This is a genomic window from Micromonospora sp. AMSO12t, assembly GCF_008806585.1.
Lineage (GTDB): Bacteria > Actinomycetota > Actinomycetes > Mycobacteriales > Micromonosporaceae > Micromonospora > Micromonospora reichwaldensis.
In genome coordinates this window covers 1-25,843 of sequence record NZ_WAAS01000045.1, presented here as the reverse complement: position 1 = coordinate 25,843, position 25,843 = coordinate 1, and the positions used below count along the sequence as shown (strand labels likewise).

Sequence of the window (25,843 nt, the reverse complement as noted above, 5' to 3'; positions counted from 1 at the left end):
CTGCGATCGCCCGGCGACTACGAGAATTGGCCGAGGTCGACGGGTGGGCCAACGCCAACCCGTACACCGCCCACTACCTCGCCCTGCACGCGCGCAGCGGTGGCGAGCTCGCCGCGCTCGCCGCCGACCTCGACTTCTTGGTCGCCGCCGACCCGGTCGTCCTAGCCGGCGCGCTCGGCACCGGACTGGACCCGGACCTACCGGACGCCGCTCGGACCTTTTTGCGCTGCGCCCACGAGCTGCGCACCCACCAGCCTGGTGAGCGGGCCGCTACGCTGCTGCTCACGGCTCGCCAGCAGGGTGAGCGGCTGGGCCTCCCTCGGCCCGCCGATGCGCGCTGGTGGTGCGAGTGGGCGCGCAGCCGCCCCACCGGCTACCACCGGGTCTTGGAGGGTCACACCGGCCCGGTCTACGCGGTCGCGGTCGCCGAGCTCGACGGCGAGCCGGTCGCGTTCACCGGCGGCGGTGATTCCACGGCCCGAATCTGGGACCTCCGGGCTGGCTCGCCGCTGCGCGTCCTAGAGGGACACGCCGGTGGGGTCAACGCAATTGTGCCGGGTGAGCTTGACGGCGAGCCGATCGTCGTGACCGCCGGCGGTGACGCCACGGCCCGCATCTGGGACCCACGCCGCGGCAGCCTGCTCCGGGTGCTGAAGGGTCACACGTACGGGGTGCGGTCGATCGCGCTCGGCCGGATCGGCGGACGGCCGGTCGGCGTAACGGGCAGCGACGACGCGTCGGTGCGCCTCTGGGATATGCGCACCGGTGAGACACTCCAGGTTCTTCAGGGGCACCGGTACGGCGTACGCTCCGTCGCCCTCGGCGAGGTCGACGGCACGCCGATCGTCGTGACCGGCAACCACGACGCCTCGGTCCGGGTCTGGGACGCGCGCGCAGGATCCGTCCGCTTCGTCCTCGACGGCCACACCGGCCCTGTCCGCACGGTCGCCCTCACGATGCTCGACGAGACACCGGTGGCGGTCACCGGCGGGGCCGGCGCTCGCATGCTGGTCTGGGACCTGCGCGAGGGTGTGCTGCGGCAGGAGCTGACCGGCCACCTCTACGGGGTCAACTCGATCGTGCTGAGCGAGTTCCAGGGCACGGCAATCATCCTGACCGGTGGTGACGACGCCGCGGTGCGGCTCAGCGATCTGCGTACGGGCACGCCGTTGCGGGTCTTGGAGGGCCACCGGCTCCGTGTGCGGTCGGTAGCGCTGGGCCGGATCGACGGAGCGCCGGTCGCGGTGACGGGGGCCTACGACCGTACCGTGAGGGTCTGGGATCTAACCCACGGCATCGCGCCGCAGGGTGACGATGCGCATTCCGACTGGGTCCGTGCGGCGGCACTGGGGTCGATCGACGGCACACGCGTGGCGCTGACCGGCGGGCACGATGGCACGGCCCGGCTCTGGAACCTGGACGCCAACGAGCCGCCGCTCATCCTGCGGGGGCACACCGATTGGGTACGCGGTGTCGCGCTTGGCGCCCTCGACGAGGCCCCGGTCGCCCTCACCGGCGGTGATGACTCCACCGCCCGGCTCTGGGACGCGCGCACGGGAGAGCAGCTGCGCATTATGGAGGGACACACTGATTGGGTCCGAGCGGTCGCGCTCGGCTATCCCGACATCGCTCTCACGGCGGGCGACGACACCACCGCCCGCATCTGGAACATCCACACAGGCGAACAGCTAAACGTCCTCGAGGGGCACGACGGCCCGATCTTCTCCGTGGCCACGCGTGGGCCGATCGCGCTGACCGGCGGGCAAGACGGCACCGCCCGGCTCTGGGACACGCGCACGGGAGAGCAGCTGCGCATTATGGAGGGACACACTGATTGGGTCCGAGCGGTCGCGCTCGGCTATCCCGACATCGCTCTCACGGCGGGCGACGACACCACCGCCCGCATCTGGAACATCCACACAGGCGAGCTACTCCGCGTCTTACCGGCCCATACCGCAGCCATCCATGCCGTCGCCTTGGGGCATCTCGGTGACACACCGGTGGCGGTGACCGGCGCCCGTGACCGCACGGTCCGGGTCTGGAATTTGACCGACGGCAGCCACTATGCGATCCCGTTTGCCGGCTGTACCGGCGTGGCCCTTCACGACCGGCTGCTCGCCTTGACCAACCATCACGGAGTGGCCGTGCTCTCCCTGCACCCGGAAGCGGAGCTCTAGAAGAGACTCGGGTCTGAAAACGGCACCTCGAGACGGAACGTGGCCCCGCACCCGCCCATGTCAGATGCGCCCCCGTGCCAGGGCGCGGCGCAGTCGCAGGCTACATCCACCGGGTACGGCGCGGCCCCGTCCGGTGCCGGCTCGTCGCCGTTCGGATGGAACGCCTGGAGCACGTCGATGGGGTCCTTGCAGCGCGGGCACGGACCCCAGACGTGGGTGACTACCACGTCGTTAGGGGCCAGCCGGGCCCGCGCGTGCAGCAGGTCGTCGCGCATCATGTCGGCGGCCTTGAAATCTAGCGCCGTACCGGAGGTGCGGGCGTAGGAAAGCGATCCCATGAGACGAGGATGCCGCAGTCAGGCCGCGAACAGGTACGGGAACTCGCGCGGCATGACAAGCCCAAGCAGCACCCCGACGCTGCGCCACTCCGACATCCTGCCGGCTCGCACTGCGTCGAGGACCTCGGCGGCGTGGAACCACCTGGTAGTAATCTGCTCGCCCTCCTCCGGCTGCGGGCCGTCCGATGCCTCGGTGAACTCCCGGACCACGTAGTAGTAGAGGTCCCATTCGACGGTCGCCCCGGCCCGCGCGATGGTCACGAGCTCGACGCCGGACACGGTCAGCCCGACCTCTTCGTGGGCCTCGCGCCGCGCCGCCCGGAGGGCGGCGTCAGTCAGGTCAGCGCTGGAGCGGCGGGCCTGCGTGAAGGTCTCCAGGTCGTCGAAGACCTTGCCACCAGGTAGGCGGAGGTCTATGCCGTTCACTTCGGACCGATACTCTTCGGTCAGCAAAACCCGGTCCCCGTCAATGAAGATCATGCGCACGCCCGGTGGCCGGCGGAACAGCTCAAAGACCCGGCCGTCCGGCTGTGTCTGGTGCACAACCTCACCGAGCCTGCCGGAGAAGACCTGTCGTTCCGCCGGGAGTTCCAGCCGCGCCATGTCCATGGATCCCACCTTCTGCTCGCCGTCGAAAATGATCCCGCAACCACTAGTAGTGGCTCACGAGGGCTACCAGTACCTCGGATGGAGCATGGCGCCCAATCATGCTTCCACCACCACCCGTCCGGAAGTACCTTCCTCCACTACGCCGATCACGTGCGCATCCACGTCACGGCCCGAGCATGCGGCCACGAGGCCCGCGACCGCCGCCTCGTCGACAGCCAGCAGCAGGCCGCCCGATGTCTGCGGATCACTGACTGTGAGCCGCCACGCGAACGGAGTCGCCGCCCATCCGACATGCTCGTCGAGCGCGAACAGGTTGTTCTCCGCGCTGTTCGGCACGACGGCGTGTTCCTCCAGCAACTCCATGGCCCCGGCGAGCACGGGCACGGCGTCGCGCCACAGCCGGGCCGAGCATCCGGACGCGCCCATCATGTTCTGGAGATGACCCATCAGTCCGAAACCGGTCACATCGGTGGCCGCGCGCACCCCATGCTCGGTGGCGATCTCAGCGGCGATCCGGTTGGACCGCGACATCAGGTTCTCGGCGGCAGCCATGAGTTCCGCTGGCGCGACGCCCGCTCGGGCCCCGGCCACGACGATCCCGGTGCCCAGCGGCTTGGTCAGTACCAGCCGCTGGCCTGGGCGCGCGTTGCGCAGCAGCATGGCCCGGTCTGCGTCCACTTGGCCGACGACGCTCAACCCGAACAGCGGCACCGGTGAGCGCACCGTGTGCCCGCCTACCAGCGGGGCGCTAGCCTCGCTCAGCGCCGTCGTCGCGCCACGGGTCAGCCGGGTCATAAGATCCACGCCAAACCAATCGGGGACCGCCATGACGCTCAGTGCCAGCAGCGGCCGGGCACCCATCGCGAAAATATCCGACAGCGCGTTTTGCGCGGCGATCCGGCCCCAGGTCGCAATGTCGGCGCTGACCGGGGTGCCGAAGTCGGTCGTGACGGCGAGCAGCGCCCCAGGACTGATCTCGTAGAGCGCGGCGTCGTCACGGTCGGCGCCGCCAATGACCACGCTCGCCGTCGGGCCGCCTGCAAAGATCATGCCCTCGATGCCAGCCATGAACTCGCGCATTTGCTTCAGGGGCAGCTTGCAACCGCAACCGCCGGCCGGGCTCAGCTGGAGAAGATCGGGGTGGCTGTCGCCGTTGACCATCGCGTCCTCCTGATCATTGCGCCCACGCGGCCGTGTCGCGTTCCAGGCGGAGCAACTGGTTGTACTTGGTGACCCGGTCGCCGCGGCGCGGACCGCCCACTTTGATCCAATTGGCACCGAGGGCCACCGCGAGGTCGCACACGGCGGTGTCCTCGGTCTCCAGGGAGCGATGCGAGACCGCGTACGCCATGCCGGACTCCCGCGCGCGGACCGCCGTATAGACCGTCGCAGTGAGCGTGCCGACCTGGTTCAACTTGAGCAGCACACCTCCGGCCAGTGCCGGGTCAAGGTACCGGCTGTTCGTGGCGAAGAGGTCATCGCCGAGCACGGTGACCCGCTCGCGTAGCTTGCCATTGAGCCGCACCCACGCGTCGCGGTCGGATGCCACGAACGGGTCCTCCACCATCACCACCGGGTACCGATCCGTCAGCTCCGTAATCCAGCGGGCCAGGTCGGCGGCCTTCACGAGCCGGCCGCCGAGGCGGTAGCCGCCGTCTTCGTGCAGGTGCTCGGCCGCCACGTCGATCGCGATGCCGATGTCGCGGTCCACACCCGCGTCGGCGATGGCCCGCGTGACCACGTCGAACACGGCCGCGGCGCCGTCTACGTCGGGCACGACGCCACTCGACGCGGAGTAACCGCTCGCCTGCCCCGCGTCGAACAGTGCCTGCTCGACGCGCCGGTAGACCGCCATGACGGCGGGCACCGTCCGACTCGGCGGCCCGGCCGCAGTAGCAAGCATGATCTGCTGGAAGGGCAGGCCCGAGCCGCCGTGGATGCCGCCCGACACGGCCGCCGCGAGCAGCCCCGGGAAGGCCGGGTGGGTGCCGGCCAGCGTCGCGAAGTGCCGGACCAGCGGGACGCCGGCCGAGCGCGCCGCAGCCCGGGCATACGCGAGCGACACCGCCAGCGTCACGTCCGCGCCGAGCCGGTCCACCCGATCGGCCAGCCAGCCGTCCACGCCGGCCTGGTCCGTAGCGCCGGTCCGGGCCAGCCCGGCCACCTCGCTGGCGATCGCGGCCGGCACCGGCTCGCCGACCGCGAGGCCGGAGCTACGCCGGGCCTCCCGAGCCCCCGGTTTAATCGCCACTGGGGCCGAGCCGCACCCGACGGTGCCGTCGGCGAGCGTCACCTCGGCCTCGGCGGCCCGCCCTCCCCCGCTGTTAAGGATCGTGTACACGACTGCCCGGCGGACTGCCGCGGTCACGTGGGACCGCCAACCAGCAGAGGCATGAGCTCGACTGCGCGACGGGCCGGTAGCCGCCCGCCTTTGGCGAAGGCCTCCGCGAACCGGGCGATGCCGTCCGCGGGCAGTCCCGGCTTGCGCACCATCGCTGGGACCGGGTCATCGGAGTGGATGCCGAGCTCGCAGGGGGTGGCGTGATCCGAGGTCACGGCTATCGTGTCACTGTCGTTGACACGTTTGAGCATTGGCCGTACGAAATGCTCGTCGATCAGTTCGATGGCACGGGTCTTCTCCCGCGGCTGGTTGTCGTGCCCGGGTTCGTCCGGTCCTTTGAGGTGTATGAAGACCACGTCGGTGCCGGCCGTGAGCACCTCGTCGAGGGCGCGGCGCAGGTAGGCCGGCTCGCCCTCGCCAGCAGTCGGACGCGAGTATCCGAAGTTTGCACCGATCAGTGTGGCCAGCCCAGCCTCCGCCGGGATCTGCCCAAAGATCGAAATGGAGCACCCGAACTTTTCATCGAACCTGGGCAGCGGGGTTGGGGCGTCCCCGCCGTCACGGACCAACAGCAGGTTGGCCGGCAGCTCACCGCGGACTCGGCGCGCGATGTTGACCGGGTGTGCATCGAGAACCGCAGCGGAGCGCTCGACGAAGGCGTTGACGACGCCGGCCGCGAACTTCGTCGCGACCGAGTCGTCGCGGGGTGCCGCGGCCAAGGGGCGCGGCTCGAAGCCCTTCACCGGGAATCCGAACGGCCCCTCGTTCCGAAATCCCGGGTCGGTGTTTGTGACCTGACCGGACAGGGCCGTCCCAGTGCCGGTGAAGACGAGGATGCCGCGGTGCCGCGAGTACGCCGTCAGATCGAACCCCACGCCAAGGTCATCGAGCGAGACGTTCGCTCGAATCGCGCGGGCTAGCGCCTGCAACTGCTCGTCGTTGAGGCCCCGGGCGGTACGCCGGTCCAGCCGCCCGGCCCGTTCGTCGAAGCTAGCGAAGTTGACGCGGAACGCAATGGCGTTCACCCCGGGCGCCACCAGGCCAAGACCGAACCCTTCGAGGGGGCCGCGACCAGTGTAGTGGAGCAGCGGGTCGTAGGAGAGCAGGGCCATGGCACCAGAGTCGGATTCCGGCCATATCCCAGGGCCGATCACTGTAAGCATGCCGTGCTGCGATCGGGCGGCGAGCGCGTCCAGCCCGGGTGTGTGCGCGGCTTCCAGTGGGGTGCGCCCATCCAACAGTGGGTTGGGCCGGTCTGCGGCGCCGTCGAGGATCACCAGGTACGTTGTGGACATCAACTCACCTGCCTGTTCAGCGCCTGCCCGGCGATTCGGTCGGCGATGTGGTAGCGGTCGGCGAAGGCGGCTGTCGCGGGCGGGACGAGGTGACGCCACGGCCCACCGCTCGCCATGAGCGCACGGATCCGGGTCCCTGAGATGGTCTTCTTCTCGCTGCGCCACAGGACGTGCACCACCACTCCCAAGCTTCGCAGCCTGCTCGTCTTCTCGTCGCCCCAGGCGTCGTTGACCGTCAGGTAGTAGGTAGCGTCTCGCGGCGCGTAGTTCGAAAGCCTCTCCGGCTGTTCGATCGGGAATGGCACAACGCTGAGGTCGTCGCAGGCCACGCCCGCCTCCCTCAGACAGGCGGTAATCATGGCTTGGCGCTCGTAGTAGGTCAGTGGGTTGGCGGCCGGGTCGCCCCGGTGCGGCGCCGTTGACTCGGCTGGGGCCTGCCGGGGGTCTGGGGAGGTCACGCCGACGATGAGGTGCCGGCATCGTTGCTTCGCTGCCAGCACGTACCGCAGATGATCATGATGAAAGATCTGAAACCGGCCGTGAACCACACCGACGTCCACTTGCCCGTCGCTCAACGACATACGACCTCCGGTGCTGGGCACGTCCGGACACATCGAGTGACATTTCTGCCACCATGAGCTTAGCCCCGATCCCAGTGCAGACAAGAGCCCAGATCAATGGACCGGCTACCGGCACCGGGTTCTCATAGAACGGCTCAGCCGAGAAGCGTTATAGGAAAGCGCCAAGCCTGCACCTGACACACCGGCTCAACCTCGGCCCTGGCACACATTTCGTGAGCAATCTTGCTGGCAAGGGTTACGTCGTGGCGGGGACGCTTTTGAGCAGAAGATCCAGGTTCGCTCGGCTGTTCATCTGTCACTTGATCGTCTTGATGAGGTTGACGTGGCCTTCGACCGACCTGAACTCCAGGCCTGGACAGGCCGGCGATGACGGCGTCGCGGCCGCTGGTCAGGCCAGCGGCGAAACTCCGGAGTTTCGGGCGTTTCGGTCTGGCCGGGCCACCGTAAACTGATGCAGCCCGGGGGATCGAAAGACCGCAACAAAGACACCCCGGACCACCCCGAGTTCGGGCCAAGCAGGGCTCAGGATCGTTTGTTGATCTTCAGCGAGTGAGCACAGCAACGCGCGGGGGCGACCGGCAAACAAGGAACCAGAGCGGAAATCCACAGGTAATGAGCCTGCGGATACAGATTGAGTGTCATCTTAGGAGTCTTCGTGTGACTCCGGTTGATCATGGCGGGCAGGGTGGAGTGGCCGGCGCGATGGGGGTCGCGTCGGCGGGAGCGTGCTGGTTCAGGCTGCGGCGCGGACTGTCGGCGTCGGTCGGGCGAAGGTTTTGCGGTCGCGGATGAGTGCCCAGAGGACGTCGACGCGTCGTCGGGCGAGGGCGAGAATGGCTTGCCGGTGGTTCTTTCCTTCGGCGCGCTTTTTCTCGTAGTACGCGCGGGAGGGCAGGGCATTCCCTCGCGGCGGTGAACGCGGCCATCCACAGAATGTGCCGCAGCCTGCGGTGATAGCGGCGGGGCTGGCGATGGTTGCCGGAGACCGTTCCGGAGTCGCGGGAAACAGGTGCCAGGCCGGCGTGCGCGGCGAGTTTGGCGGGGCTGTCGTACTCGGTCATGCCGGCGGTGTGGACGAGCAGTTCGGCGGTGAGCAGGTACCCATGCCGGGCAGACTCCCGATGATCGGTGCCAGGGGGTGCTGGTCGAGGTGTTCGGCGATGAGGTCGTCGACGGCGGCGATGCGCTGCTCGAGGGCGAGGATCTCGGTGGCCATCTGCCCGACCACCACGGCGGCGGCACGTTGCCCGGGCAGGGTGAGGGTCTGTTGCCGCGCGGCGGCGACCATCGCCTCGGCCACCTGGGCGGCGTTCTTGACGTGGCCGCGGCGGAGCAGGGCGGTGATGCGGTCGACGCCGGCGTGCCGGATCGCGGCCGGGGTCTGCCAGCAGGCGAGGACCATCATCAGGCCTTTCCGGTTCAGGTCCACGGCTCTTTCCAGCACGGGACTGATCCCAGTGAGCAGTTCCTGCAACCGGAACAGGGTCGCGACGCGCTGGCCGACGAGGTCAGCGCGGTAGCCCGTCAGCACGGTGAGTTCGGCGAGGAGTCGGTCGGAGGGTTCCAGGATCGGGATGTCGGGGCGCATGCTGGGTGTCGCCGCAGCCGGGTCCGCCGCCAGCGCAGCGAGTGGCTGGGCGTCGCCCAAGTACGCAGCAACCGGCCCGGTCCACCCGGCGATCTTCCTCGAAGCGACCACGCGCAACGTGAACCTACGACGACGCATGCCATGGCCTGACTACGTCACGGAGAGGACTCGTGCGACGCCCAAGAGCGATCGCACGGAAACCCTTGCCCTCCAACGGAAGTAGCCTTAAGTTGCATCGATGATCCTCAGCGAGGAGCCTCGCCCTGACCCTCCTCAAGGTGTCAGCCACGATCTGCCACCCGAGGATCTCGGTGGCATCGCCTATCTGCGTGGACTTTCGAGACGGGGTTTCATCACAGGCGCCGCATTGGCGGCATCCGGGGTGTCGGCCGCCTTTGCTCTGCTGCCGGGCTCCGCTCAGGCTGCCGGCAGCTATCAGAGGCCGTGCGGAAACGTCCGGATCTCAAGCTCGTGGCAGGACCACCGGAACCGGACGCCGCCCTCGGGTGAGCCGGGCACCGACTATGCGGTCGGAACCGGTACTCCCGTCAAGGCCGCGGCGAACGGCACGATCCGTTACGTGAAGACCGACACCTCTACCGCGACCGGGCGCGTCGTGGGGATGGCCCACGATGATGGCAACTACACCCGGCACCTGCACCTGTCGACGATCGCCGTCTCAACCGGTCAACGTGTGTCGCGAGGCCAGACGATCGCGTACTCCGGCGCCTCGGCGAACGGCAGTGACCGCGGTGTCGGGCCGCATGTGCATACGAGTCTCTGGCTGAACACCGGCAGTCCGACGAATTTCCGCGCGACGGTGGATTTCGAGAACTACGTCGGAGACGTCGCCAACCCGAACCCGTCCGACCAGGAGGTAGATGAAGTGTTCATTGCGAATGTGAAGGGCAACTGGTACCTCGTTGTCCCCCAGGGCACCGGCAAGCCGCGGGCGGTGGTCCTTGGTGGCGACAGCAATGCCGGCGCTTCCGGCCTCCCCGTCCTGAACTTCAGCTGGGATCCGTCGATCAACGCACTCAGGGCCGCAGTCGACGGCATCGGTTGATCTGACCTGGCGCATCACGGCTGCCCGGGATCCACGCGGCGTAGGAAAGCGGCAGCGTTGTCGTGTGTCGTCAGCGTCGTCCGGCAAGTCGCGATCGTGTGGGCCATCCGCGTGCCGCCGGCGCGGATGTCGCCGTTTCGAGAGCACTAACCTCGGGCGATGCGACACGTCACCGCCGAACCGGCCACGCTCACCACGGCCGAACGCGCGATCGATGCCCGCTTGCGCGTCGCGCTGGCCCGGCTGCCGCGTCATGGGCCGGCCGGGTGGCTGACCGAGTTCCTGGCCTTCGGGCTCAAACAGGCATGGGCATGTGTGTTCGGTGCCGCCATGCTCGCGGTCATCTGCGCGGCGCACCTGTGGTATCCGGACGAAGCAGCGTTCGCCCGCAACGATGCCCTCACGGTCGCCGCCATCGCCATCCAGGTCGCGATGGTGGCCGGCCGTCTTGAGACCCTGCGCGAGCTACGAGTGATCGTCCTGTTCCACCTCGTCGGAACGCTCATGGAGCTGTTCAAGACCCACATCGGTTCGTGGACCTACGAGCCCGACGGCGTGCTCCGGCTCGGCGGGGTGCCCCTGTTCAGCGGCTTCATGTACGCCGCGGTCGGCTCCTACATGGTCCGGGTGAACCGGTTGTTCGACCTGCGCTTCACGCGCTACCCGAAGCGCTGGTTGACGGCCGCGGTGGCGGCTGCGATCTATCTCAACTTCTTCGCCAACCACTACGTGCAGGACCTGCGGTGGCTGCTCGTCGCGCTCGTCGCACTCGTGTTCGGGCGCTGTGTCATGCACTTCCGCATCTTCCGGGTGCGGTGGCGGATACCGCTGCTGCTGGCCTTCCTCCTCGTCGCCTTCTTCATCTGGCTCGCAGAGAACGTCGCCACCTGGTCGAACGCCTGGCTCTACCCGAGCCAAGTGGGCGGATGGCATCCGGTCTCGCTGACAAAGCTGACGTCGTGGTTCCTCTTGATGATCATTTCGGTCGTGCTGGTCACCTGGATCTCGCCGCCGCAACCGCCCGACGACCGGCAGCCGCCCCGACGGGCCGATGAGACGGCACCCGACCCGGTGCCAGCCGGCCAGCAGGAGCGGCGGAACAGTCAGGCGCTCTGAATCCTGACCAGGTCTCAGCTTCCAGCGAGACCGTCGTCCGCGAGAGCCGGCGGAGCAGCCTCGGCCCGCCGTCCCGTCGATATCCGCTCACGCCCGAGGCGGGCAGTGGGTCAGGAGGCTGTGGCGGACTTCGTGGTGGGGCCGGCCGAGGCGGCGCCCTGAGTGGGGCGGCGGGTCAGGACCTGAGGGCCGGAAGCCGTGATGGCGACGGTGTGTTCGGAGTGGGCGGTGCGGGAGCCGTCGGCGGAGCGGATCGTCCAGCCGTCCTTGTCGAACTTGATTTTGTCGGTGGAGCGGCAGAACCAGGGCTCGATGGCAATGGTGAGGCCCGGGTTGAGTTTCAGGCCGCGGCGGGGGCGGCCGTCGTTGGACACGTGCGGGGCCTCATGCATGGTGCGGCCGATGCCGTGGCCACCGAACTCGGCGTTGACGCCGTAGCCGTAGGAGCGGGCGACCTCGCCGATCGCGGCGGAGATGTCGCCGAGGCGGCCGCCGGGCTGGGCGGCGGTGATGGCGGCCTCCAGTGCGACCTCGGTGGCCTCGATCAGCTTCAGGTCGGCCGGGTCGGGGGTGCCGACGACGACGGAGAGCGCGGAGTCGGCGACCCAGCCGTCGATGCCGACCGCCATGTCGATGCTGAGCAGGTCGCCGTCGCGCAGGACGTAGTCGTGCGGCAGGCCGTGCAGCACCGCGTCGTTGACCGACAGGCACAGCACGTTGCGGAACGGGCCGCGGCCGAACGAAGGGGCGTAGTCCCAGTAGCAGGATTCGGCGCCGCGTTCCTTGATCCGGCGGCGGGCGTGGTGTTCGAGGTCCATCAGGTTGACGCCGACCGCGGCGACGTCGCGCAGTTCGGCGAGCAGCTCGCCGACGAACTGGCCGGTCACCGCCATCCGGTCGATCTCCTCGGCGGACTTGAGCTCGATCACGACAGCCTCCCTCTCCCCTGTGCGGTATTTTTATACCACGCCAGGTCGGGATGCTCTGGGGGTATCCTGCTGGCATGGTTCGCCAACCACTCACCGCCGAACAGATCGCAGCGGGCCAGCGCCTCGGAGCCGCCCTCCGGGCCGCGCGGGCCGGCCGCAGCCTCGTCGAGGTGGCCCTGGCAGCCGGCATCTCCCCCGAGACGCTACGCAAGATCGAGGCGGGCCGCCTTCCCGCACCGGCGTTCGGCACCGTGGTCGGCCTCAGTCAGGCCCTCGACGTCCCGCTCAGCGACCTGGCCGATGTCTGGCGGGCCGACATGCCCGTCCGCCAGGCGTCCTAGAGACCAGCCGCCCACGACAGTGTGTCTCGGAAGATCTTGTTGGCGGCTCATTGAGCGGGAACAGCACCCACGGAGGTAACCCTGCGGGCCGGACTGCGCCGGCTCGGCACGTGTCATCTTCGCCTCGCGGGTCCGGGCGTAGCGTCGACGGCAGCGCTCTCCTGAAGCCCCAGCGCCGCCGTGGCAGGCAGAGGACCTCGCGCCGCAGCCCGCAATGGACCCTCGACGCCGGCACTCGCGCTGCGCGAGTGCCGGCGTGGCGACGGTCGAGGGGCTCAGTCGCAGCCCAACCCCTGGGCGTACGCGGGCGGCGGGTTTCCGGCGGCGACCTTGTCGGCGATCTCCCAGAACACCTCCGGCCAGTCGCCCTCGTCGTTCATCTGGTGCAGCACGCGCCAGTTGTGGCTGCTGCGCAGGGCGTCGCCGGCGCGCTGGAGAGCGGCGGCGTCGCCGACCCGCTTCGCGCGTAGCCATTCGGCGATCCATGCGCAGCCGACCCGGGAGGTCACCTGGGCGCCGAACTGGTAGGAGTCGTTGGTGCCGACGTCACGCAGCGCGGTGGGGTCGAAGTCCGGCGGGAGCGGCACGTCGGCGAGCACCTTGGCCGCCTCCTCGTTTACCCGCGCGGGCGTGACGATCTCCGCCGGTAGCGCGGCCAGCCAGGTGCGTACGTCGACGCGGACGACGGCGGCGAGGACCGCGTCGAACTCGTCCCGGCTCCAGCCTCCTGCGGTACGGAGCTCGACGAAGGCGCCGTCGCGAGGGCGGAGCATGACCGCGAAGTCGTCGGAGCTGTAGCGGAACAGGTCGCCCGGCCAGCCGTCGACCCGCACCGGTTTCGGGGGGCTGACGTTCAGCCGGTCGGCGTGGAAGCCCTCGTACTGTCCGGCCGGGTACCAGTTCATCTCCAACTGGCGCCCGCCGTTGCTGAACGCGATGGTGCCCTGCTGCTCGGTGAACCCGTAGACGGTGGTCACCTTCCAGCCCGGCTGGTCGATGAGCAGCCGCGGGTTCCCCTCGGCGGCCTTCATCGCCACGGGCGAGTAGACGACGGGGGCGCCCGCACTGGCGGCATCCGTGACAGGTGCCCGGCTGTCGTCCGGAGGTTCGCGCAGCACGGTGGACACGACGAGCAGGCCGGTGAGGACGGCGGCGGCGGTCAGCGCACCGGCGAAGCGGCGAACGATGACGCGGCCGGCTCGGGAGCGTGGTGGCGGTGACTCGACGACGCGTTCGAGCCTCGGCTCGGACATGATCTCCTCCAGGAGGGTCTGCTTCGCCCCGTCCAGGCGCCGGATGACGGCGGGTCGGTAGGGGTCGGCGTCTCGAACCATCCGGTCGAGGTGCTCCTCGGTCATCGGCCCTCCTTCGGGGTGGGTGCGGTCAGGACGTCGAGTACATGTCCGGGTGGGTCGGGGTCGTCACGGACGAGGTCGCGCAGCCTGGCCCGCGCGCGAGAGAGGCGGGTACGGACCACGGCCGGGCTCACCCGGAGGACCGCTGCCGCCTCGCGGGGCTCCAGGCCCTCCCAGACGGTCAGCATCAGCACCTCCCGGTCCAGCTCACAGAGGCGGGCCAGCGCGGCCTGGACGGTGAGCCGTGCCGGCACCTCACTGCCCGGGTCGGCGGCGATCGCGGCCGTGAGCCCCTGTCGTAGCCGCTCGCCCAGCCGCTGCCGGCGTCTGCCGCTGCGGTGGTGGTTGGCGAGCACCCGCCGGGCGACGCCGTACAGCCACAGCCGGGTCTCGGCTTCCGTTGGCATCTCGTGTCTGCGCCGCCAGGCCACGAGGAAGGTCTCCGCGACCACGTCGGCCGCGTCCTCGGGATGCTCGACGCGCCGCATGGCGTACGCCAGCAGCGGCTCGAAGCCCTCGGCGTAGACGCTTCGGAAACGGTCCTCGTGCTCGGTCGCGGAGCTCACGTCACTCCATGTCCGGTCGGACGCCGATCGTGACGGGCCGTCGCCACGCGGGCGTCGTCGTCAGACGGCGTCGAGCGGCGGCCGGGTCGATCAACTCCCGTGCCGTCCGCACGTCGACCGGAGAGCCGCGGCGGCCCCGCCGGTCAGGAGCGGCCGGAGCTGATGCGGTCCAGGTGGGGCGCGAGTTCGTCGGTGATCAGCAGGTCGCGGCGGATCTCGTCGTGCGGGTAGCCGGCCCGGCCCACCATGTGCGCCGCGACGGGCGCGGTGGCGAGTTGGAAGGCGCCGACGAGCACGAGGGTGGTGATGTCCACCCCCGTACGCAGGCGCAGCGCGCAGCCGAGCAGGACGAGCAGCAGGCCGAGCACCTGGGGCTTGGCCGCCGCATGCATCCGGGCGAGCAGGTCGGGGAAGCGCAGCAGCGCCGCCCCGGCGGCGACGCAGAGCAGCGCGCCAGCGATCAGGCAGACGCCGGCGGCGACGTCGAGGACGGCGTCGAGCGTCACTTGTCGTTCCTCCGGGCGGCGAACCGGGCGACGCTGACCGAGCCGACGAACCCGAGGATGGCGAGGACGACCAGCACGGGCAGCGCGGTGGCGTCGCGGCTGTAGGCGGCCTCGGTGGCGATGGCGGCGACGACGACGGCGAGCAGGACGTCGGTGGCGACGGCGCGGTCGAGGATGGACGGTCCGCGGATGATGCGGACGAGGGTCAGCCCGACGGCCACGGCGAGCAGCGCGGCGACGGTCACGGCGACGACGGTCATCTGGGTACCCCTTCCGGGTGGGCCGGCTCCGACGGGCCGGCGGCGTGGGGTTGCGTCACGCGGCGCAGTTCGTCGGGCGAGCCGATGGCGGCGACGATCCGCGCTTCGAGGTCGAGCACGCCCTGCCGGAACCGCTCGACCTCCTCGCGGCTGCGTACGCCGATGACGTGCACGTAGAGGGTGCCGGTCGTCCGGTCGGCCTCGATGATGAGGCTGCCGGGCACCAGGGACAGCGCCTCGGCGGTCAGCGTGAGGTTGAGGTCGGTGTTGACCCGCAGCGGCACGGCGATGATCGCGCTGAGCGGGGGTTTCCCGATCCGCACCGCCAGCCAGGCGATCTGGGCGGAGGCGACCACGAGGTCCCGCAGGAAACGCACCCAGAACCGCGCGAGCGGCACGGGGCGGATCCGCCCGGCGAAGGTCACCGGCGGCAGTGGGAAGACCGCCAGCAGCACGACGGAGAGCACCAGCCCGCTGATCAGGTTGGCCCAGGAGAGGGTGCCCCACAGCAGCACCCAGACGCCGGTCAGCCCGGTCACGGCGACGATCCGGTTGCGCCGGAGGGCCGTGCGGGTCAGCGGCGGGTTCGTCGGCGCGACGGGCTTCGGCGGGCTCATCGGGTCACTGGTCACGGGGCACCGTCCGGAAACACGGCCTCGACGTACGGGGTCCGGCGCAGCAGGTCGTCGGCCGCGTCGGTGCTGATGTCGAACAGCGGCCCGGCCACCACGGTCAGCGCCAGGCCGAGCACCACCAGGGCGGCGGTCGACCCGATCATCAGCCGCGGCAGCACGGCGCCCGACGCCTCGGGGTCCGCTTCCCGGTGCGGCTGCTCGGCGCCCTCAGTGCGGGCGGCCCGCACGGCGTCGCCGGCGGCGGGCATGTCCGGGTGCGGGGCACGCCAGAAGGCCAGGTTCCAGACGCGGGCGATGGCGTAGAGGGTGAGCAGGCTGGTGAGCAGACCGCCGACGACGAGCGTCCAGGCCAGCGGACCGCCGTCGTCCACGCCGGCCTGGACGAGGCCGAGCTTGCCGAGGAAGCCGGAGAACGGTGGGATGCCGGCGAGGTTGAGCGCGGGCAGGAAGAACAGCACGGCCAGCAGCGGCGAGAGTCGGGCCAGCCCGCCGAGCCGGTCCAGGGCGGTGCTCCCGCCCCGGCGTTCGACGAGGCCGGCGGCGAGGAACAGGGTGGTCTGGATGGTGATGTGGTGCACCACGTAGAAGATCGCCGCGGACAGCCCGAGGGAGGTGCTCAACCCGACGCCGAAGAGCATGTAGCCGATGTGGCTGATGAGGGTGAACGACAACAGCCGTTTGACGTCGGACTGGGCGACCGCGCCGAGGATGCCCACCACCATCGTCAGCGCCGCCACCACCAGCAGCAGGTCGGCGGTGCGCCCGCCGGGGAACAGCAGCGTCTCGGTGCGGATGATCGCGTACACGCCGACCTTGGTGAGCAGGCCGGCGAAGACCGCCGTGACCGGCGCCGGGGCGGTGGGGTAGCTGTCCGGCAGCCAGGCCGACAGCGGGAACACGGCCGCCTTGATGCCGAAGGCCAGCAGCAGCATGCCCTGCAGCACCAGCCGGATGTCGTCCGGCAGCGCGTCGAGCCGGTCGACGAGCTGGGCCAGGTTGAGGGTGCCGGTCGCCGCGTAGACCAGGCCGATCGCGACCAGGAAGATCAGCGACGAGAGCAGGCTGACCACGACGTACGTGGTGCCGGCCCGGATCCGGGTCTCCGTGCTGCCCAGGGTCAGCAGCACGTAGCTGGCGACCAGCAGGATCTCGAAGCCAACGTAGAGGTTGAACAGGTCCCCGGAGAGGAACGCGTTGCACACGCCGGCGGTCAGCACGAGGTAGGTCGGGTGGTAGACCGACAGCGGCGTCTCCTCGTTGCCGTCGGCCGTGCCCTGCCCGATCGAGTAGACGAGCACGCAGAGGGTGACGGCGGCGGAGACGACGAGCATCAGCGCGGCGAGCTGGTCGGCGACCAGGACGATGCCCAGCGGCGCCACCCAGCCGCCGACCTCGACGACCAGCGGCCCGTCCACGGAGGAGCGGACCAGCAGCGTGGCCGCCACGGCGACGGTGGCGGTGAGGACCGTGAGGCTGACCCAGCGCTGGGCGCGGGGCCGGCCGACGAGCAGCAGCGTCAGGGCCGCGCCGAGCAGCGGCATCACCACCGGCAGGGGTACGAGCCAGGTCATCGGCCCCTCCCCGCGTCCCCGGCCGGGCTGGCCGTGGTGTCGTCGGCGGGCACGGTGGCCAGGGCGACGTCGCCGTCGCCGTCACCGTCTCCGGCGTCGTTGTCGGCGGTGCCCGGTCCCTCGTCCCGGTCGGCCAACTCCATGATGCGGCGGTCCTCGACGTCGTCCTGCACCTCGTCGTGCCCGTTGAGGTGCCAGCTGCGGTACGCCAGGGCGAGCAGGAACGCGGTCATGCCGAGGGTGATGACGATCGCGGTCAGCACCATGGCCTGGGGCAGCGGGTCGCTCATGTCCCCCTCGGCGGTGGTGCCGACGATCGGCGGCCCGCCGGCCTTGCCGCCGGTGAGCAGCAGGAGGTTGGCGCCGTTGCCGAGCAGGATGACGCCCATCAGCACCCGCGTCAGGCTGCGCTCCAGCAGCAGCGTCACCCCGGCGGCGAAGAGGACGCCGACCACGAGGACGTAGGTCAGGTTCGGGTTCACACCAGCTCCTTCGTCCGGTCGTCGGCCTGTTCGGTCTCGCGTTGGTCGGTCTCCTGTTGCCGGTCCATCTCCGCGCCCAGGCTGCGCAGGATGTCCAGGACCAGGCCGACCACGATGAGGTAGACGCCGACGTCGAAGAAGACCGACGTGACGAAGTGGACGTGGCCGAAGACCGGCAGGTGCAGGTCCAGCAGGGCGCTCTGGAGGAACTCCCCGCCCAGCAGCATCGCGGCGACGCCCGTGCCGACCGCGACGAACAGCCCGGCGCCGAGCACCGCGCCGGCATCGACCGGGGCGGCCCCGTTGAGTTCCGTGCGCCCGCCCGCCAGGTAGCGCACGGCCAGCGCGAGCCCGGCCACCAGTCCGGCGGCGAAGCCGCCGCCGGGGGCGTTGTGCCCGGAGAAGAGCAGGTAGATCGAGAAGAGCACGATGGCGTGGAACAGCAGCCGGGTGACGACCTGGAGGATGACCGACTGCTGACGGGTGGTGGCGCCGGTGGTGAGCCAGCGGGGCCGCGCCGACTCGGTGCGGCCGACGCCGGGGATGCCCCTGCGCAGGTCGAGGTCCCGGGAGTGGCGGAAGATGAGGCTGGCCACGCCGGTGGCGGCCACCACCAGCACGGCGATCTCGCCCATGGTGTCCCAGGCCCGGATGTCGACCAGGGTCACGTTGACGATGTTCTTGCCGCCGCCGTAGGAGACGGCCTCGTCGGGGAAGTCGACGGAGATCGGGGTGGCGATCCGCGCTCCCGCCGCCACGTACGCCATGCCGGCGGTGACCACGCCCACGGCGACGCCGAGCGCGATGCGACCGCGCCGGCTGGACCGGATGGGCCGCTCGGAGAACTTGGCGGGGAGGTGGCGCAGGACCAGTACGAACATGACGATCGTGACGGTCTCCACCAGGAACTGGGTCAGGGCCAGGTCCGGGGCGCCGTGCAGGATGAACAGCAGCGCGGTGCCGTAGCCGGCGACGCCGACGAGGATCATCGCGGTCAGTCGGCGCCGGGCGCGGGCGGCGGCCACGGCGGCCACGATCACCACCGCGGCGGCGACGGCCTGCAACGGGGTGTCCCACAGTTGGAACCGCTGCGGCCAGGGCATCCCGGCCAGCAGCGCCCCACCCGGCAAGGTGATCATCACCAGCAGGATGACGCCGAGGTAGAAGGGGAGGGAGCCGCGCTGCGTGGCGCCGGTCAGCTCCACCGCAAGCCGGTCCACCCCGCCGATGAGCCGGTCGTAGACCGCGGCCCCGTCGAAGGGCAGTCGAACCGACGCGCCCAGCCGCCCCCGGTGCCGCAGGAGGAACAGCCCCACGCCGCCGGCGACCGCCAGCGCCGACAGGCCCAGCGCCAGGGTCGGCCCGTGCCACAGCGCGAGGTGGTAGCCGGGCTCGGCACTCTCGTACAGGTCCGCGTACGGGGCGAGGACCTTGTCGACGGCGGGCGCGAAGAGCCCCACCGCCAGGCCGGCGGCGGCGAGCACGACGGCCGGCGCGAGGAAGGGCCACCCGGCCGACCGGGCCTCGGTGGCGGGCACGTCGCCTTTGGTCGCGAACGCGCCCCAGACGAAACGCAGCGTGTACGCCACGGTCAGCGCCGAGCCGAGCACCAGGCCGGCGAGCACCACCAGGTCGCCGGTGCCGCCGTGCAGGAACGCCTCGACCGCCGCCTCCTTGGCGACGAATCCGGCCAGCGGCGGGAGGCCGGCCATGGAGGCCGCCGCGAGGCCCGCCACCACCGCGAGCGCCGGCGCCCGCCGCCCGAGGCCGCTGAGTTCGCGCAGGTCACGGGTGCCGGCTACGTGGTCGACGACCCCGACGACGAGGAACAGGGTGGACTTGAACAGCGCGTGGGCCAGCACCATCGCCGCGCCGGCCAGCGCGGTGTCGCGGGTGCCGGCACCGAGGATCACCATCAGCAGGCCGAGCTGGCTGACCGTGCCATAGGCCAGCAGCAGCTTCAGGTCGGCCTGCCGCAGCGCCGCCCATCCGCCGAGGAACATGGTGATCAGCCCGCCGGCCAGCAGCACCGGCCGCCACGGCGTGACCCCGACCACGGCCGGTCCCATCAGCGCGACGAGGAACACACCCGCTTTGACCATCGCCGCGGCGTGCAGGTAGGCGCTGACCGGGGTGGGCGCGGCCATCGCGCCGGGCAGCCAGAAGCTGAAGGGGAAGATCGCCGACTTGCTCAGCGCGCCGAGCAGGATCAGCACCAGGGCCACGGCCAGGTAGCCGCCGCCGGGCAGGTCGGTGGCGATCTGCGACCAGCGGTACGTGCCGGCGTGCTGGCCGAGCATGACGAACCCGGCGAGCATCGCCAGGCCACCCAGGGTGGTCACCAGCAGCGCCTGCATGGCCGCGCGCCGGCTGGCCCGCTTGGTGGGGTCGCTGCCGATCAGCAGGTAGGAGAGGACGGTCGTCAGCTCCCAGAACACGTACAGCAGCAGCAGGTCGTCGGAGACCACCAGGCCGAGCATCGCCCCGGCGAAGGCGACGAAGACGGCCGCGAAGCGGCCCAGGCCCGGGTCGTCGGAGCGGAAGTAGCGGGCGCTGTAGGCGAGCACCAGCGCCCCGACCCCGCCGACGAGCACCACCATCAGCCAGGCCAGGGTGCCCATCCGCAGGGCGATCTCCAGGCCGAGCTGGGGAACCCAGGTGACCGTCTCGACGACCGGATTGCCGGAGCGGACCGTCCCGGTCCGGGTCAGCGCCCAGACCAGGGTCGCCGCGGGGGCCAGGGCCACCAGGTAGAGCCCTTTTCGGCCCCAGATACGTATCAGTCCCGGGGCGATCACGGCTGCGAGTGCGTGGACCGCCACCAGAACCAGCACATACCCTCCCCAGAGTTCGACAACCGGTTAGCCAACCCTAACCGGTAAGGAGCGAATCTGCATATCGGCGATACGGCGCCGCCGGCGTGCCCGTGCCCGCGGGCGGCGCGAACGACCGGCCGTCGGCCTCCCGTCGGGAGGTCCACGGGGGCCGATGCGGCGGCCTCGTCGCCCGCGCCCCTCCTGCTTATCATGATCAGGAGGCGATCGCCCACCTTGCGGATACCCTTGGCGACCTGGCGAGCAGGGCGACGACGCGCACCCGGGCGCGACGCGACGGCGCCGGAAATCGAGGGCGACGGATGGGTGGGGCGATGCGGAGTGGGATGCTGGTGTCGACCCGGACGGCTCTCGCCGGGGCGACGGGCAACGCCCTCGTGATGGGTGTGGCCGAGGTGAGCACGCCGCTCGGCTGGGTGCTGCTTCCGGGGCTGCTCGGCGTGTCCACCCGCCCCCGGGTGGCGGCGCTGATCTCCGCCTGGGCGGCCGTCCTGCTGGCGGCGTCCGTGGTCGTTCCCGTCGTACCCGGGCACCGCGCCGATCCGTGGGCGCTCGGCGCCTCCGCGGCGAGCCTGGCCGCCGTACCGCTGCTGGCCTGGGCCAGGCGACGCCGCGAGGCGCGGGCCGTCGCCCGCGTGCCCGCGCCCCGCGACGTCGCCGTGTTCACCATGCCCGCCGGCACGGGACGCGCCGCGCTGGCCGTCTGCCGCGCCCCCGGGGAGGTCGCGGCGGCGGTACCGCTGCGCCGGGGTGGCCTGCGCGTCCTCCTCGGCGTGGCGCACGGCGCCACCCTGGCCCGCCCGGAGCACACCCGGGCGCTGGAGTCGGCCTTCCGCGACGAGGCCCTGCGCGGCGGCGGATCGTTGCCGCGGATCGCCGGGGCCCTCGACGACCTCGTGCGGGGCATCGCCCCGGGCGGTTACCTCGCCGCCACCCTGGTGGAGGTCTCCCCCGAGGGGCGCGTCACCCTGCTGCGCTGCGGCGGCCCGGACGTCACCGCGCACGCCGGAGACGGGGCCCGTCCCGCGGACCTGCCCGACGCCGGCCCGCTCGGCCTGACCGGGGCGGCGACCAGCGTGACGGAGGCGCCGGCCGGCGCCCGGCGACTGACGGTCGCCCCGGCCGACGCCGGGCCGCGCCGGCCGACCGAGGAGGCGCTGCGGTCCCCGCGTGCCGCGGACGCCGTGGTCGCGCTGACCCGACGCCCCGGCGGCGGCCGCCGGACCGGCCCGGCACTGGTGGTCGACCTGCCGCCCGAGCGGCCCGCCTGACCGCCGACCCCGGCCCGGCGGGCGAACGCGGGGTGGCGGGCAAGGGGCGACCCCGAGCGACGGCCCCGGTCAGCGCTGCCAGCGCACGACCCCGCCGACCACGGTGAGCGCCACCGTGAGGTCGCGCAGGTCCGCCGGCTCGACCCGGTACGGGTCGGTGGGCAGCGCGATGAAGTCCGCGAGCATCCCCGGGGTCAGCCGCCCCTTCAGGTGCTCCTCATAGGAGGCGTACGCGCCCGCCTCGGTGAAGCAGCGCAGCGCCGTGTCGAGATCGACCCGCTCGTGCGGGTCCACGCCGCCGGGCGGGGTGCCGTCGGGCTGCTGCCGGGTCACCGCGGCGTGGATGCCGAAGAACGGATCCGGGTCCTCCACCGGGGCGTCCGAGCCGAAGGCCACCGTCGCGCCGGCGTCCAGCAGGCTGCGCCAGGCGTACGAGGCGAGGTCCCGGCCGGCGAGCATCCGGCTGGTCAGGGGGATGTCGCTGGTGCAGTGGGTGGGCTGCATCGAGGCGATCACGCCCAGCCGGGCCAGCAGCGGCACGTCCGCCGGGCGCAGGTGCTGGGTGTGCTCGATCCGGTGCCGCAGCCGCCGTACCGCCGTCGGGTTGGTGCGCGCCGACTCCTGCCAGTTGGCGTACGCCCGCAGCACCATCCCGTTCGCCGCGTCGCCGATGGCGTGCGCCGCCACGGCGATGCCGGCCCCGGCCGCCTTCGCCACCAGCCGCTCGAACTCCTCCGCCGGGGTGACGGCGATGCCGTGGTTGTCGGGCTCGCCGTCGTACGGCTCGGTCATCAGGCAGGTGTGCGAGCCGAGCGCCCCGTCGGTGAAGATCTTGACGGGGCCGGTGCTCAGCCAGCGGTCCCCGTCGCCGGTCGCCCAGCCCAGGTCGATCACCTCGTCCAACGCGGTCGACGGGATCGACTTGTGCACCCGCAGCGGCAGCTCGCCCCGGGCGTACAGGGTCTCGTAGGCGGCCCGGCAGTCCTGCCCGTCGATGTCGTGGATGCTGGTCAGGCCGACGGAGAGCAGCCGGGGCAGGTGGGTGCGCAGTTGCGCGACCAGGTCACCGCTGAGCGAGGTGCGCATGACGTCGTACGCCGCGTCGCCGGCCGCCTCCCGCAGGATGCCGGTCGGCTCGCCGCGTTCGTCGCGGACGATCTGCCCGCCGATCGGATCGGGGGTGCCGGCGTCGATGCCGAGTCGCCGGAGCGCGGCGGTGTTGACCCAGGTGGTGTGCCCGTCGATGGTGGGCAGCACAGCGGGCCGGTCCGGGCAGACGCGGTCCAGGTCGGCCCGGGTCGGCTGCACCGGGCGGTCCCACTTGTGGCTGTCCCAGCGCCCGCCGAAGAGCCAGGCGTCGGGCGGCAGGGTGGCCGCGTGCCGGGCGATCCGCGTCAGCGCCTCGTCGAGGCTGGTGGTGCCGCGCAGGTCCACCTGCTCCAGGCCGCGCACGTAGAGCGCCGAGTGCAGGTGGCTGTCGATCAGGCCGGGCAGCACCGTCATCCCGCCGAGGTCGACGCGGCGCGCGCCGGCGCCGGCGCGGTCACGGCACTCGTCGAGGTCCCCGACGGCGACGATGCGCTCGCCGCGCACCAGCATCGCCTCGGCGTGCGGACGGGCGGGGTCGAGGGTGTGGATCCGGGCGTTCTCGAAAACCGTACCGGTCATGGGCTGCCTGCTTCGACGGTCGGGCGGGGCCGTCCATGCTAGACAGCAGCCCTCGGCGACGGGCGCGGTGGCACCCGGCGGCGGGGGCGTCGGGGAAGGCCGCCACCGGGCCGCTTGCGGTACGCTACCGGCCAGTCACTACTACGACCCGTCGTGATCACCGTCGGGCACCCGCCCTCCGGTGGCCCGACTCGGAGGTGCCGGATGGCTGACGACGCGGAGCTGACCGCGTGGGCGCTGGCCGCCGGCCGGGGTGACCGGACGGCCGCCGCCTGCTTCGTCCGGGCGACGCAGCAGCAGGTCCGCCGCTTCCTCGCCGCGCTGGTCGCGCCCCGCGAGGCGGACGACCTGACCCAGGAGACCTTCCTGCGGGCGATGCGGTCGCTGCCGTCGTACGCCGGACGCTCCTCGACGCGGACGTGGCTGCTCGCCATCGCCCGCCGGGTCGCGGCGGACCACGTCCGTACCGTCACGTCACGGCCGCGCACGGTGCCGATGCCCGACGGGTACGACGTCCCCGACCCGGCGCGCAGCGGCTTCGACCGGCAGGTCGTGCTCGAACGCCTCATCGCGGCGTTGCCCAGGGACCGACGGGAGGCGTTCGTCGCCACCCAGGTGCTGGGCCTGTCCTACGCCGAGGCCGCGGAGGTGTGCGGCTGCCCGGTGGGCACCATCCGCTCCCGGGTGGCCCGGGCCCGGGAGGATCTGGTCGCCGCCGCGCACGGCTGGTCGGAGCCGGACGCGGGCCGGGGCGGCGACGCCACCGGCTGACCCACCCGCCCGCGCTGACCTGCGGGAAGGCGACGGCCCACGAAACTGCGCGGGAACCAACGACGGGTCCGGGACGACTACCGGTACATGGGGTGTGAGCAGTGGCGTGAGGTGCTGTCGGCGCAGTTGGACGGGGAGGAGACCGCCGCCGAGCGGACAGCCGTGGCGGCCCACCTGGCCGGCTGCGCCGGCTGCCGGACGTGGTATGACCGGGCCACGGCGGTGACCCGCCGGGCGCGGCTGTCGGTCGCCGTCGCCGGTGACGACCGCACCGACGCCATCCTCGGCGCGCTGCCCGCCCCGGCTCCGCGCCGCCGGCGGGAGCGGGTCGTGCTCACCCTGCGGGCGGTCCTGGGCCTGGTCGGGGCGCTGCAACTCGTGCTGGGCCTGGCGCAGATCGGACGCGGCACGGCGAGCGCCCACGCACACGCGGCGACCGGCGGGCTGATGTCGGGGCACCTGTGGCACGAGTCGGCGGCGTGGAACGTCGCCGTGGGCGCGGGCTTCCTCTTCGTGGCCGCCCGGCGCACCCCGCCGACCGGACTGGTGCCGATGTTGAGCGCCTTCGTCGGCATGCTGGCGCTGCTGTCGGTCAACGACCTGCTGACCGGGCGGGTGGACACCGCCCGGCTGGTCAGCCACGGCTTCCTGCTCGCGGGCTACGTGATCGTCGTCGCCCTGTCCCGCCCGGGGCTGCGCCCTGACGGCCCGGCGCGGCGCAGCCGTCCGGACGAACCCCGCTGGAGCCTGCCCGCCGACGAGCCCACGGAGGCACCGGGGCTGCGGTTGCTCCCGTCGCCGTATCCCGGCTCCGCCCGCGTCTCCGACCGCCGCGCGGCCTGACCGGTCACCAGCTGCCCGGCCGACCACCACCAACCAGGAGAAGCACCAGACATGCACATCCCGTCCCGCCGCCCGACCGTCGCGGCCCTCGTCGCCGCCGCGCTGGCCGCCGCGCTGCTGCTCGTACCGGCCGCCCCCGCCGCCGCGCACAACACGCTGCGGGCCGCCAGCCCCGCCGACGGCGACCGCCTGACGACACCACCGACGCGGGTCACGCTGGAGTTCGCGCAGCGGCTCGACCCGACCTTCACCACCATCGCGCTGACCGACGCCGCCCGGCGGAAGATCCCCACCGGTGGGCCCACCGTCGACGGGACGAAGGGCACGGTGACCGTCGACGAGACGCTGGGCGAGGGCACCTACACCGTCGCCTACCGGATCGTCTCCGCCGATGGGCATCCGGTGCAGGGGTCGTACCGGTTCACGGTCGCCGGCGGCGGCGACACCACCGGCGGGGCGGGCACGGCGACCGGGGCGGTCACCGATCCGCCGGCCGCCGCCGCGTCTGCCGCCGCCGCACCGACCGCTGCCGCGGCCCCGACCGCTGCTGCCGCCCCGCCGGCCGCCGGGTCGGTCGACCCCGCCGCCGCGACCGGCTCCGGCGGCCTCGGGACGGGCGGCGTGCTGCTGGCCGCCGGGGTCCTGGTCGCCGTCCTCGGCGGGACCGCGCTGCTGCTGCGCCGGCGCCGCGAGACCCGCT

26 protein-coding genes are annotated in these 25,843 nt (G+C 71.7%); 8 read left to right on the top strand and 18 right to left on the bottom strand.

Annotation, left to right across the window (positions count from 1 at the left end; translation table 11 throughout):
* The first annotated feature begins 26 nt into the window (after nt 1-26).
* A complete protein-coding gene (locus F6X68_RS09920; RefSeq protein ID WP_192581348.1) occupies nt 27-2,177 on the top strand; it encodes a WD40 repeat domain-containing protein in 2,151 nt (716 codons plus the stop codon).
* On the opposite strand, the gene F6X68_RS09915 is transcribed toward F6X68_RS09920, so the two are convergent.
* From F6X68_RS09915 to F6X68_RS34135, 8 genes are all read right to left on the bottom strand, one after another.
* Nucleotides 2,174-2,515 carry a hypothetical protein gene (locus F6X68_RS09915; RefSeq protein ID WP_151453977.1) on the bottom strand — a complete coding sequence of 114 codons (342 nt, stop codon included), beginning with the start codon at nt 2,513-2,515 and terminating at the stop codon, nt 2,174-2,176. The two genes, F6X68_RS09920 and F6X68_RS09915, sit on opposite strands and share 4 nt — an antisense overlap.
* 18 nt (nt 2,516-2,533) lie before the next feature.
* Nucleotides 2,534-3,124 (bottom strand): NUDIX hydrolase, encoded by a 591-nt coding sequence (locus tag F6X68_RS09910; RefSeq protein WP_151453976.1) that lies wholly within the window; start codon nt 3,122-3,124, stop codon nt 2,534-2,536.
* 96 nt (nt 3,125-3,220) lie between these two features.
* The gene (gene selD, locus F6X68_RS09905) at nt 3,221-4,285 is read right to left on the bottom strand and encodes a selenide, water dikinase SelD (protein ID WP_151453975.1); all 1,065 of its coding nucleotides are present in this window, start codon (nt 4,283-4,285) and stop codon (nt 3,221-3,223) included.
* 13 nt (nt 4,286-4,298) lie between these two features.
* On the bottom strand, nt 4,299-5,465 hold the full coding sequence (locus tag F6X68_RS09900) for a hypothetical protein (RefSeq protein WP_192581347.1): 1,167 nt from the start codon (nt 5,463-5,465) through the stop codon (nt 4,299-4,301).
* Between the two features lie 23 nt (nt 5,466-5,488).
* Nucleotides 5,489-6,760, bottom strand: a complete 1,272-nt coding sequence (locus F6X68_RS09895) for a CMP-5'-phosphonoformate--3-phosphoglycerate phosphonoformyl transferase (protein WP_151453973.1) — start codon at nt 6,758-6,760, stop codon at nt 5,489-5,491.
* Complete coding sequence (locus F6X68_RS09890; RefSeq protein ID WP_151453972.1) at nt 6,760-7,341, bottom strand: adenylyltransferase/cytidyltransferase family protein; 582 nt, start codon at nt 7,339-7,341, stop codon at nt 6,760-6,762. Before F6X68_RS09890 ends, F6X68_RS09895 begins: the two co-directional genes overlap by 1 nt.
* A gap of 671 nt (nt 7,342-8,012) precedes the next feature.
* On the bottom strand, nt 8,013-8,402 hold the full coding sequence (locus F6X68_RS34140) for an IS110 family transposase (protein WP_255474730.1): 390 nt from the start codon (nt 8,400-8,402) through the stop codon (nt 8,013-8,015).
* Nucleotides 8,399-8,929 carry a hypothetical protein gene (locus F6X68_RS34135; protein WP_225852119.1) on the bottom strand — a complete coding sequence of 177 codons (531 nt, stop codon included), beginning with the start codon at nt 8,927-8,929 and terminating at the stop codon, nt 8,399-8,401. Before F6X68_RS34135 ends, F6X68_RS34140 begins: the two co-directional genes overlap by 4 nt.
* A 238-nt stretch (nt 8,930-9,167) precedes the next feature.
* Here F6X68_RS34135 and F6X68_RS09880 point away from each other — a divergent pair, with 238 nt between their 5' ends.
* Together F6X68_RS09880 and F6X68_RS09875 are read left to right on the top strand one after the other, a co-directional pair.
* Nucleotides 9,168-9,995, top strand: coding sequence for a M23 family metallopeptidase (locus F6X68_RS09880; RefSeq protein WP_151453971.1), 828 nt, complete (start codon nt 9,168-9,170; stop codon nt 9,993-9,995).
* 159 nt (nt 9,996-10,154) lie between these two features.
* Complete coding sequence (locus F6X68_RS09875) at nt 10,155-11,111, top strand: DUF817 domain-containing protein (RefSeq protein WP_151453970.1); 957 nt, start codon at nt 10,155-10,157, stop codon at nt 11,109-11,111.
* A gap of 110 nt (nt 11,112-11,221) precedes the next feature.
* Here F6X68_RS09875 and map read toward each other — a convergent pair whose 3' ends face one another.
* Nucleotides 11,222-12,040, bottom strand: a complete 819-nt coding sequence (gene map / locus F6X68_RS09870; protein WP_151453969.1) for a type I methionyl aminopeptidase — start codon at nt 12,038-12,040, stop codon at nt 11,222-11,224.
* Nucleotides 12,041-12,114: 74 nt separating this feature from the next.
* Here map and F6X68_RS09865 point away from each other — a divergent pair, with 74 nt between their 5' ends.
* The gene (locus F6X68_RS09865) at nt 12,115-12,381 is read left to right on the top strand and encodes a helix-turn-helix domain-containing protein (protein WP_132231774.1); all 267 of its coding nucleotides are present in this window, start codon (nt 12,115-12,117) and stop codon (nt 12,379-12,381) included.
* A gap of 275 nt (nt 12,382-12,656) precedes the next feature.
* Here F6X68_RS09865 and F6X68_RS09860 read toward each other — a convergent pair whose 3' ends face one another.
* From F6X68_RS09860 to F6X68_RS09825, 8 genes are all read right to left on the bottom strand, one after another.
* Nucleotides 12,657-13,739: a hypothetical protein gene (locus F6X68_RS09860; RefSeq protein WP_151453968.1), complete on the bottom strand. Its 1,083-nt coding sequence runs from the start codon at nt 13,737-13,739 to the stop codon at nt 12,657-12,659.
* Nucleotides 13,736-14,302: an RNA polymerase sigma factor gene (locus tag F6X68_RS09855; protein WP_151453967.1), complete on the bottom strand. Its 567-nt coding sequence runs from the start codon at nt 14,300-14,302 to the stop codon at nt 13,736-13,738. The genes F6X68_RS09860 and F6X68_RS09855 overlap by 4 nt, the downstream gene beginning before the upstream one ends.
* Nucleotides 14,303-14,445: 143 nt before the next feature.
* Nucleotides 14,446-14,808, bottom strand: coding sequence for a monovalent cation/H(+) antiporter subunit G (mnhG, locus tag F6X68_RS09850; RefSeq protein ID WP_151453966.1), 363 nt, complete (start codon nt 14,806-14,808; stop codon nt 14,446-14,448).
* Nucleotides 14,805-15,068, bottom strand: a complete 264-nt coding sequence (locus F6X68_RS09845; RefSeq protein WP_089002241.1) for a monovalent cation/H+ antiporter complex subunit F — start codon at nt 15,066-15,068, stop codon at nt 14,805-14,807. The genes mnhG and F6X68_RS09845 overlap by 4 nt, the downstream gene beginning before the upstream one ends.
* Entirely contained in the window at nt 15,065-15,685 is a 621-nt protein-coding gene (locus F6X68_RS09840; protein WP_151453985.1) for a Na+/H+ antiporter subunit E, read from the bottom strand. The genes F6X68_RS09845 and F6X68_RS09840 overlap by 4 nt, the downstream gene beginning before the upstream one ends.
* A gap of 11 nt (nt 15,686-15,696) precedes the next feature.
* Entirely contained in the window at nt 15,697-17,274 is a 1,578-nt protein-coding gene (locus F6X68_RS09835; protein WP_151453965.1) for a Na+/H+ antiporter subunit D, read from the bottom strand.
* Nucleotides 17,271-17,756 carry a Na(+)/H(+) antiporter subunit C gene (locus F6X68_RS09830; protein WP_225852117.1) on the bottom strand — a complete coding sequence of 162 codons (486 nt, stop codon included), beginning with the start codon at nt 17,754-17,756 and terminating at the stop codon, nt 17,271-17,273. The genes F6X68_RS09835 and F6X68_RS09830 overlap by 4 nt, the downstream gene beginning before the upstream one ends.
* The gene (locus F6X68_RS09825; RefSeq protein ID WP_151453964.1) at nt 17,753-20,590 is read right to left on the bottom strand and encodes a Na+/H+ antiporter subunit A; all 2,838 of its coding nucleotides are present in this window, start codon (nt 20,588-20,590) and stop codon (nt 17,753-17,755) included. The genes F6X68_RS09830 and F6X68_RS09825 overlap by 4 nt, the downstream gene beginning before the upstream one ends.
* Before the next feature lie 314 nt (nt 20,591-20,904).
* Here F6X68_RS09825 and F6X68_RS09820 point away from each other — a divergent pair, with 314 nt between their 5' ends.
* Nucleotides 20,905-21,861, top strand: a complete 957-nt coding sequence (locus tag F6X68_RS09820; RefSeq protein WP_225852116.1) for a hypothetical protein — start codon at nt 20,905-20,907, stop codon at nt 21,859-21,861.
* Between the two features lie 69 nt (nt 21,862-21,930).
* Here F6X68_RS09820 and F6X68_RS09815 read toward each other — a convergent pair whose 3' ends face one another.
* The gene (locus F6X68_RS09815) at nt 21,931-23,529 is read right to left on the bottom strand and encodes an amidohydrolase (RefSeq protein ID WP_151453963.1); all 1,599 of its coding nucleotides are present in this window, start codon (nt 23,527-23,529) and stop codon (nt 21,931-21,933) included.
* Between the two features lie 204 nt (nt 23,530-23,733).
* Between F6X68_RS09815 and F6X68_RS09810 the strand changes: the two genes are divergently transcribed.
* The 3 genes from F6X68_RS09810 to F6X68_RS09800 all read left to right on the top strand — a co-directional run.
* The gene (locus F6X68_RS09810) at nt 23,734-24,300 is read left to right on the top strand and encodes a sigma-70 family RNA polymerase sigma factor (protein ID WP_151453962.1); all 567 of its coding nucleotides are present in this window, start codon (nt 23,734-23,736) and stop codon (nt 24,298-24,300) included.
* Nucleotides 24,301-24,387: 87 nt separating this feature from the next.
* Nucleotides 24,388-25,143, top strand: a complete 756-nt coding sequence (locus F6X68_RS09805) for a zf-HC2 domain-containing protein (RefSeq protein WP_151453961.1) — start codon at nt 24,388-24,390, stop codon at nt 25,141-25,143.
* A 51-nt stretch (nt 25,144-25,194) separates the two neighbouring features.
* On the top strand, nt 25,195-25,843 hold a 649-nt coding region (locus tag F6X68_RS09800), incomplete at its 3' end, for a copper resistance CopC family protein (RefSeq protein WP_151453960.1).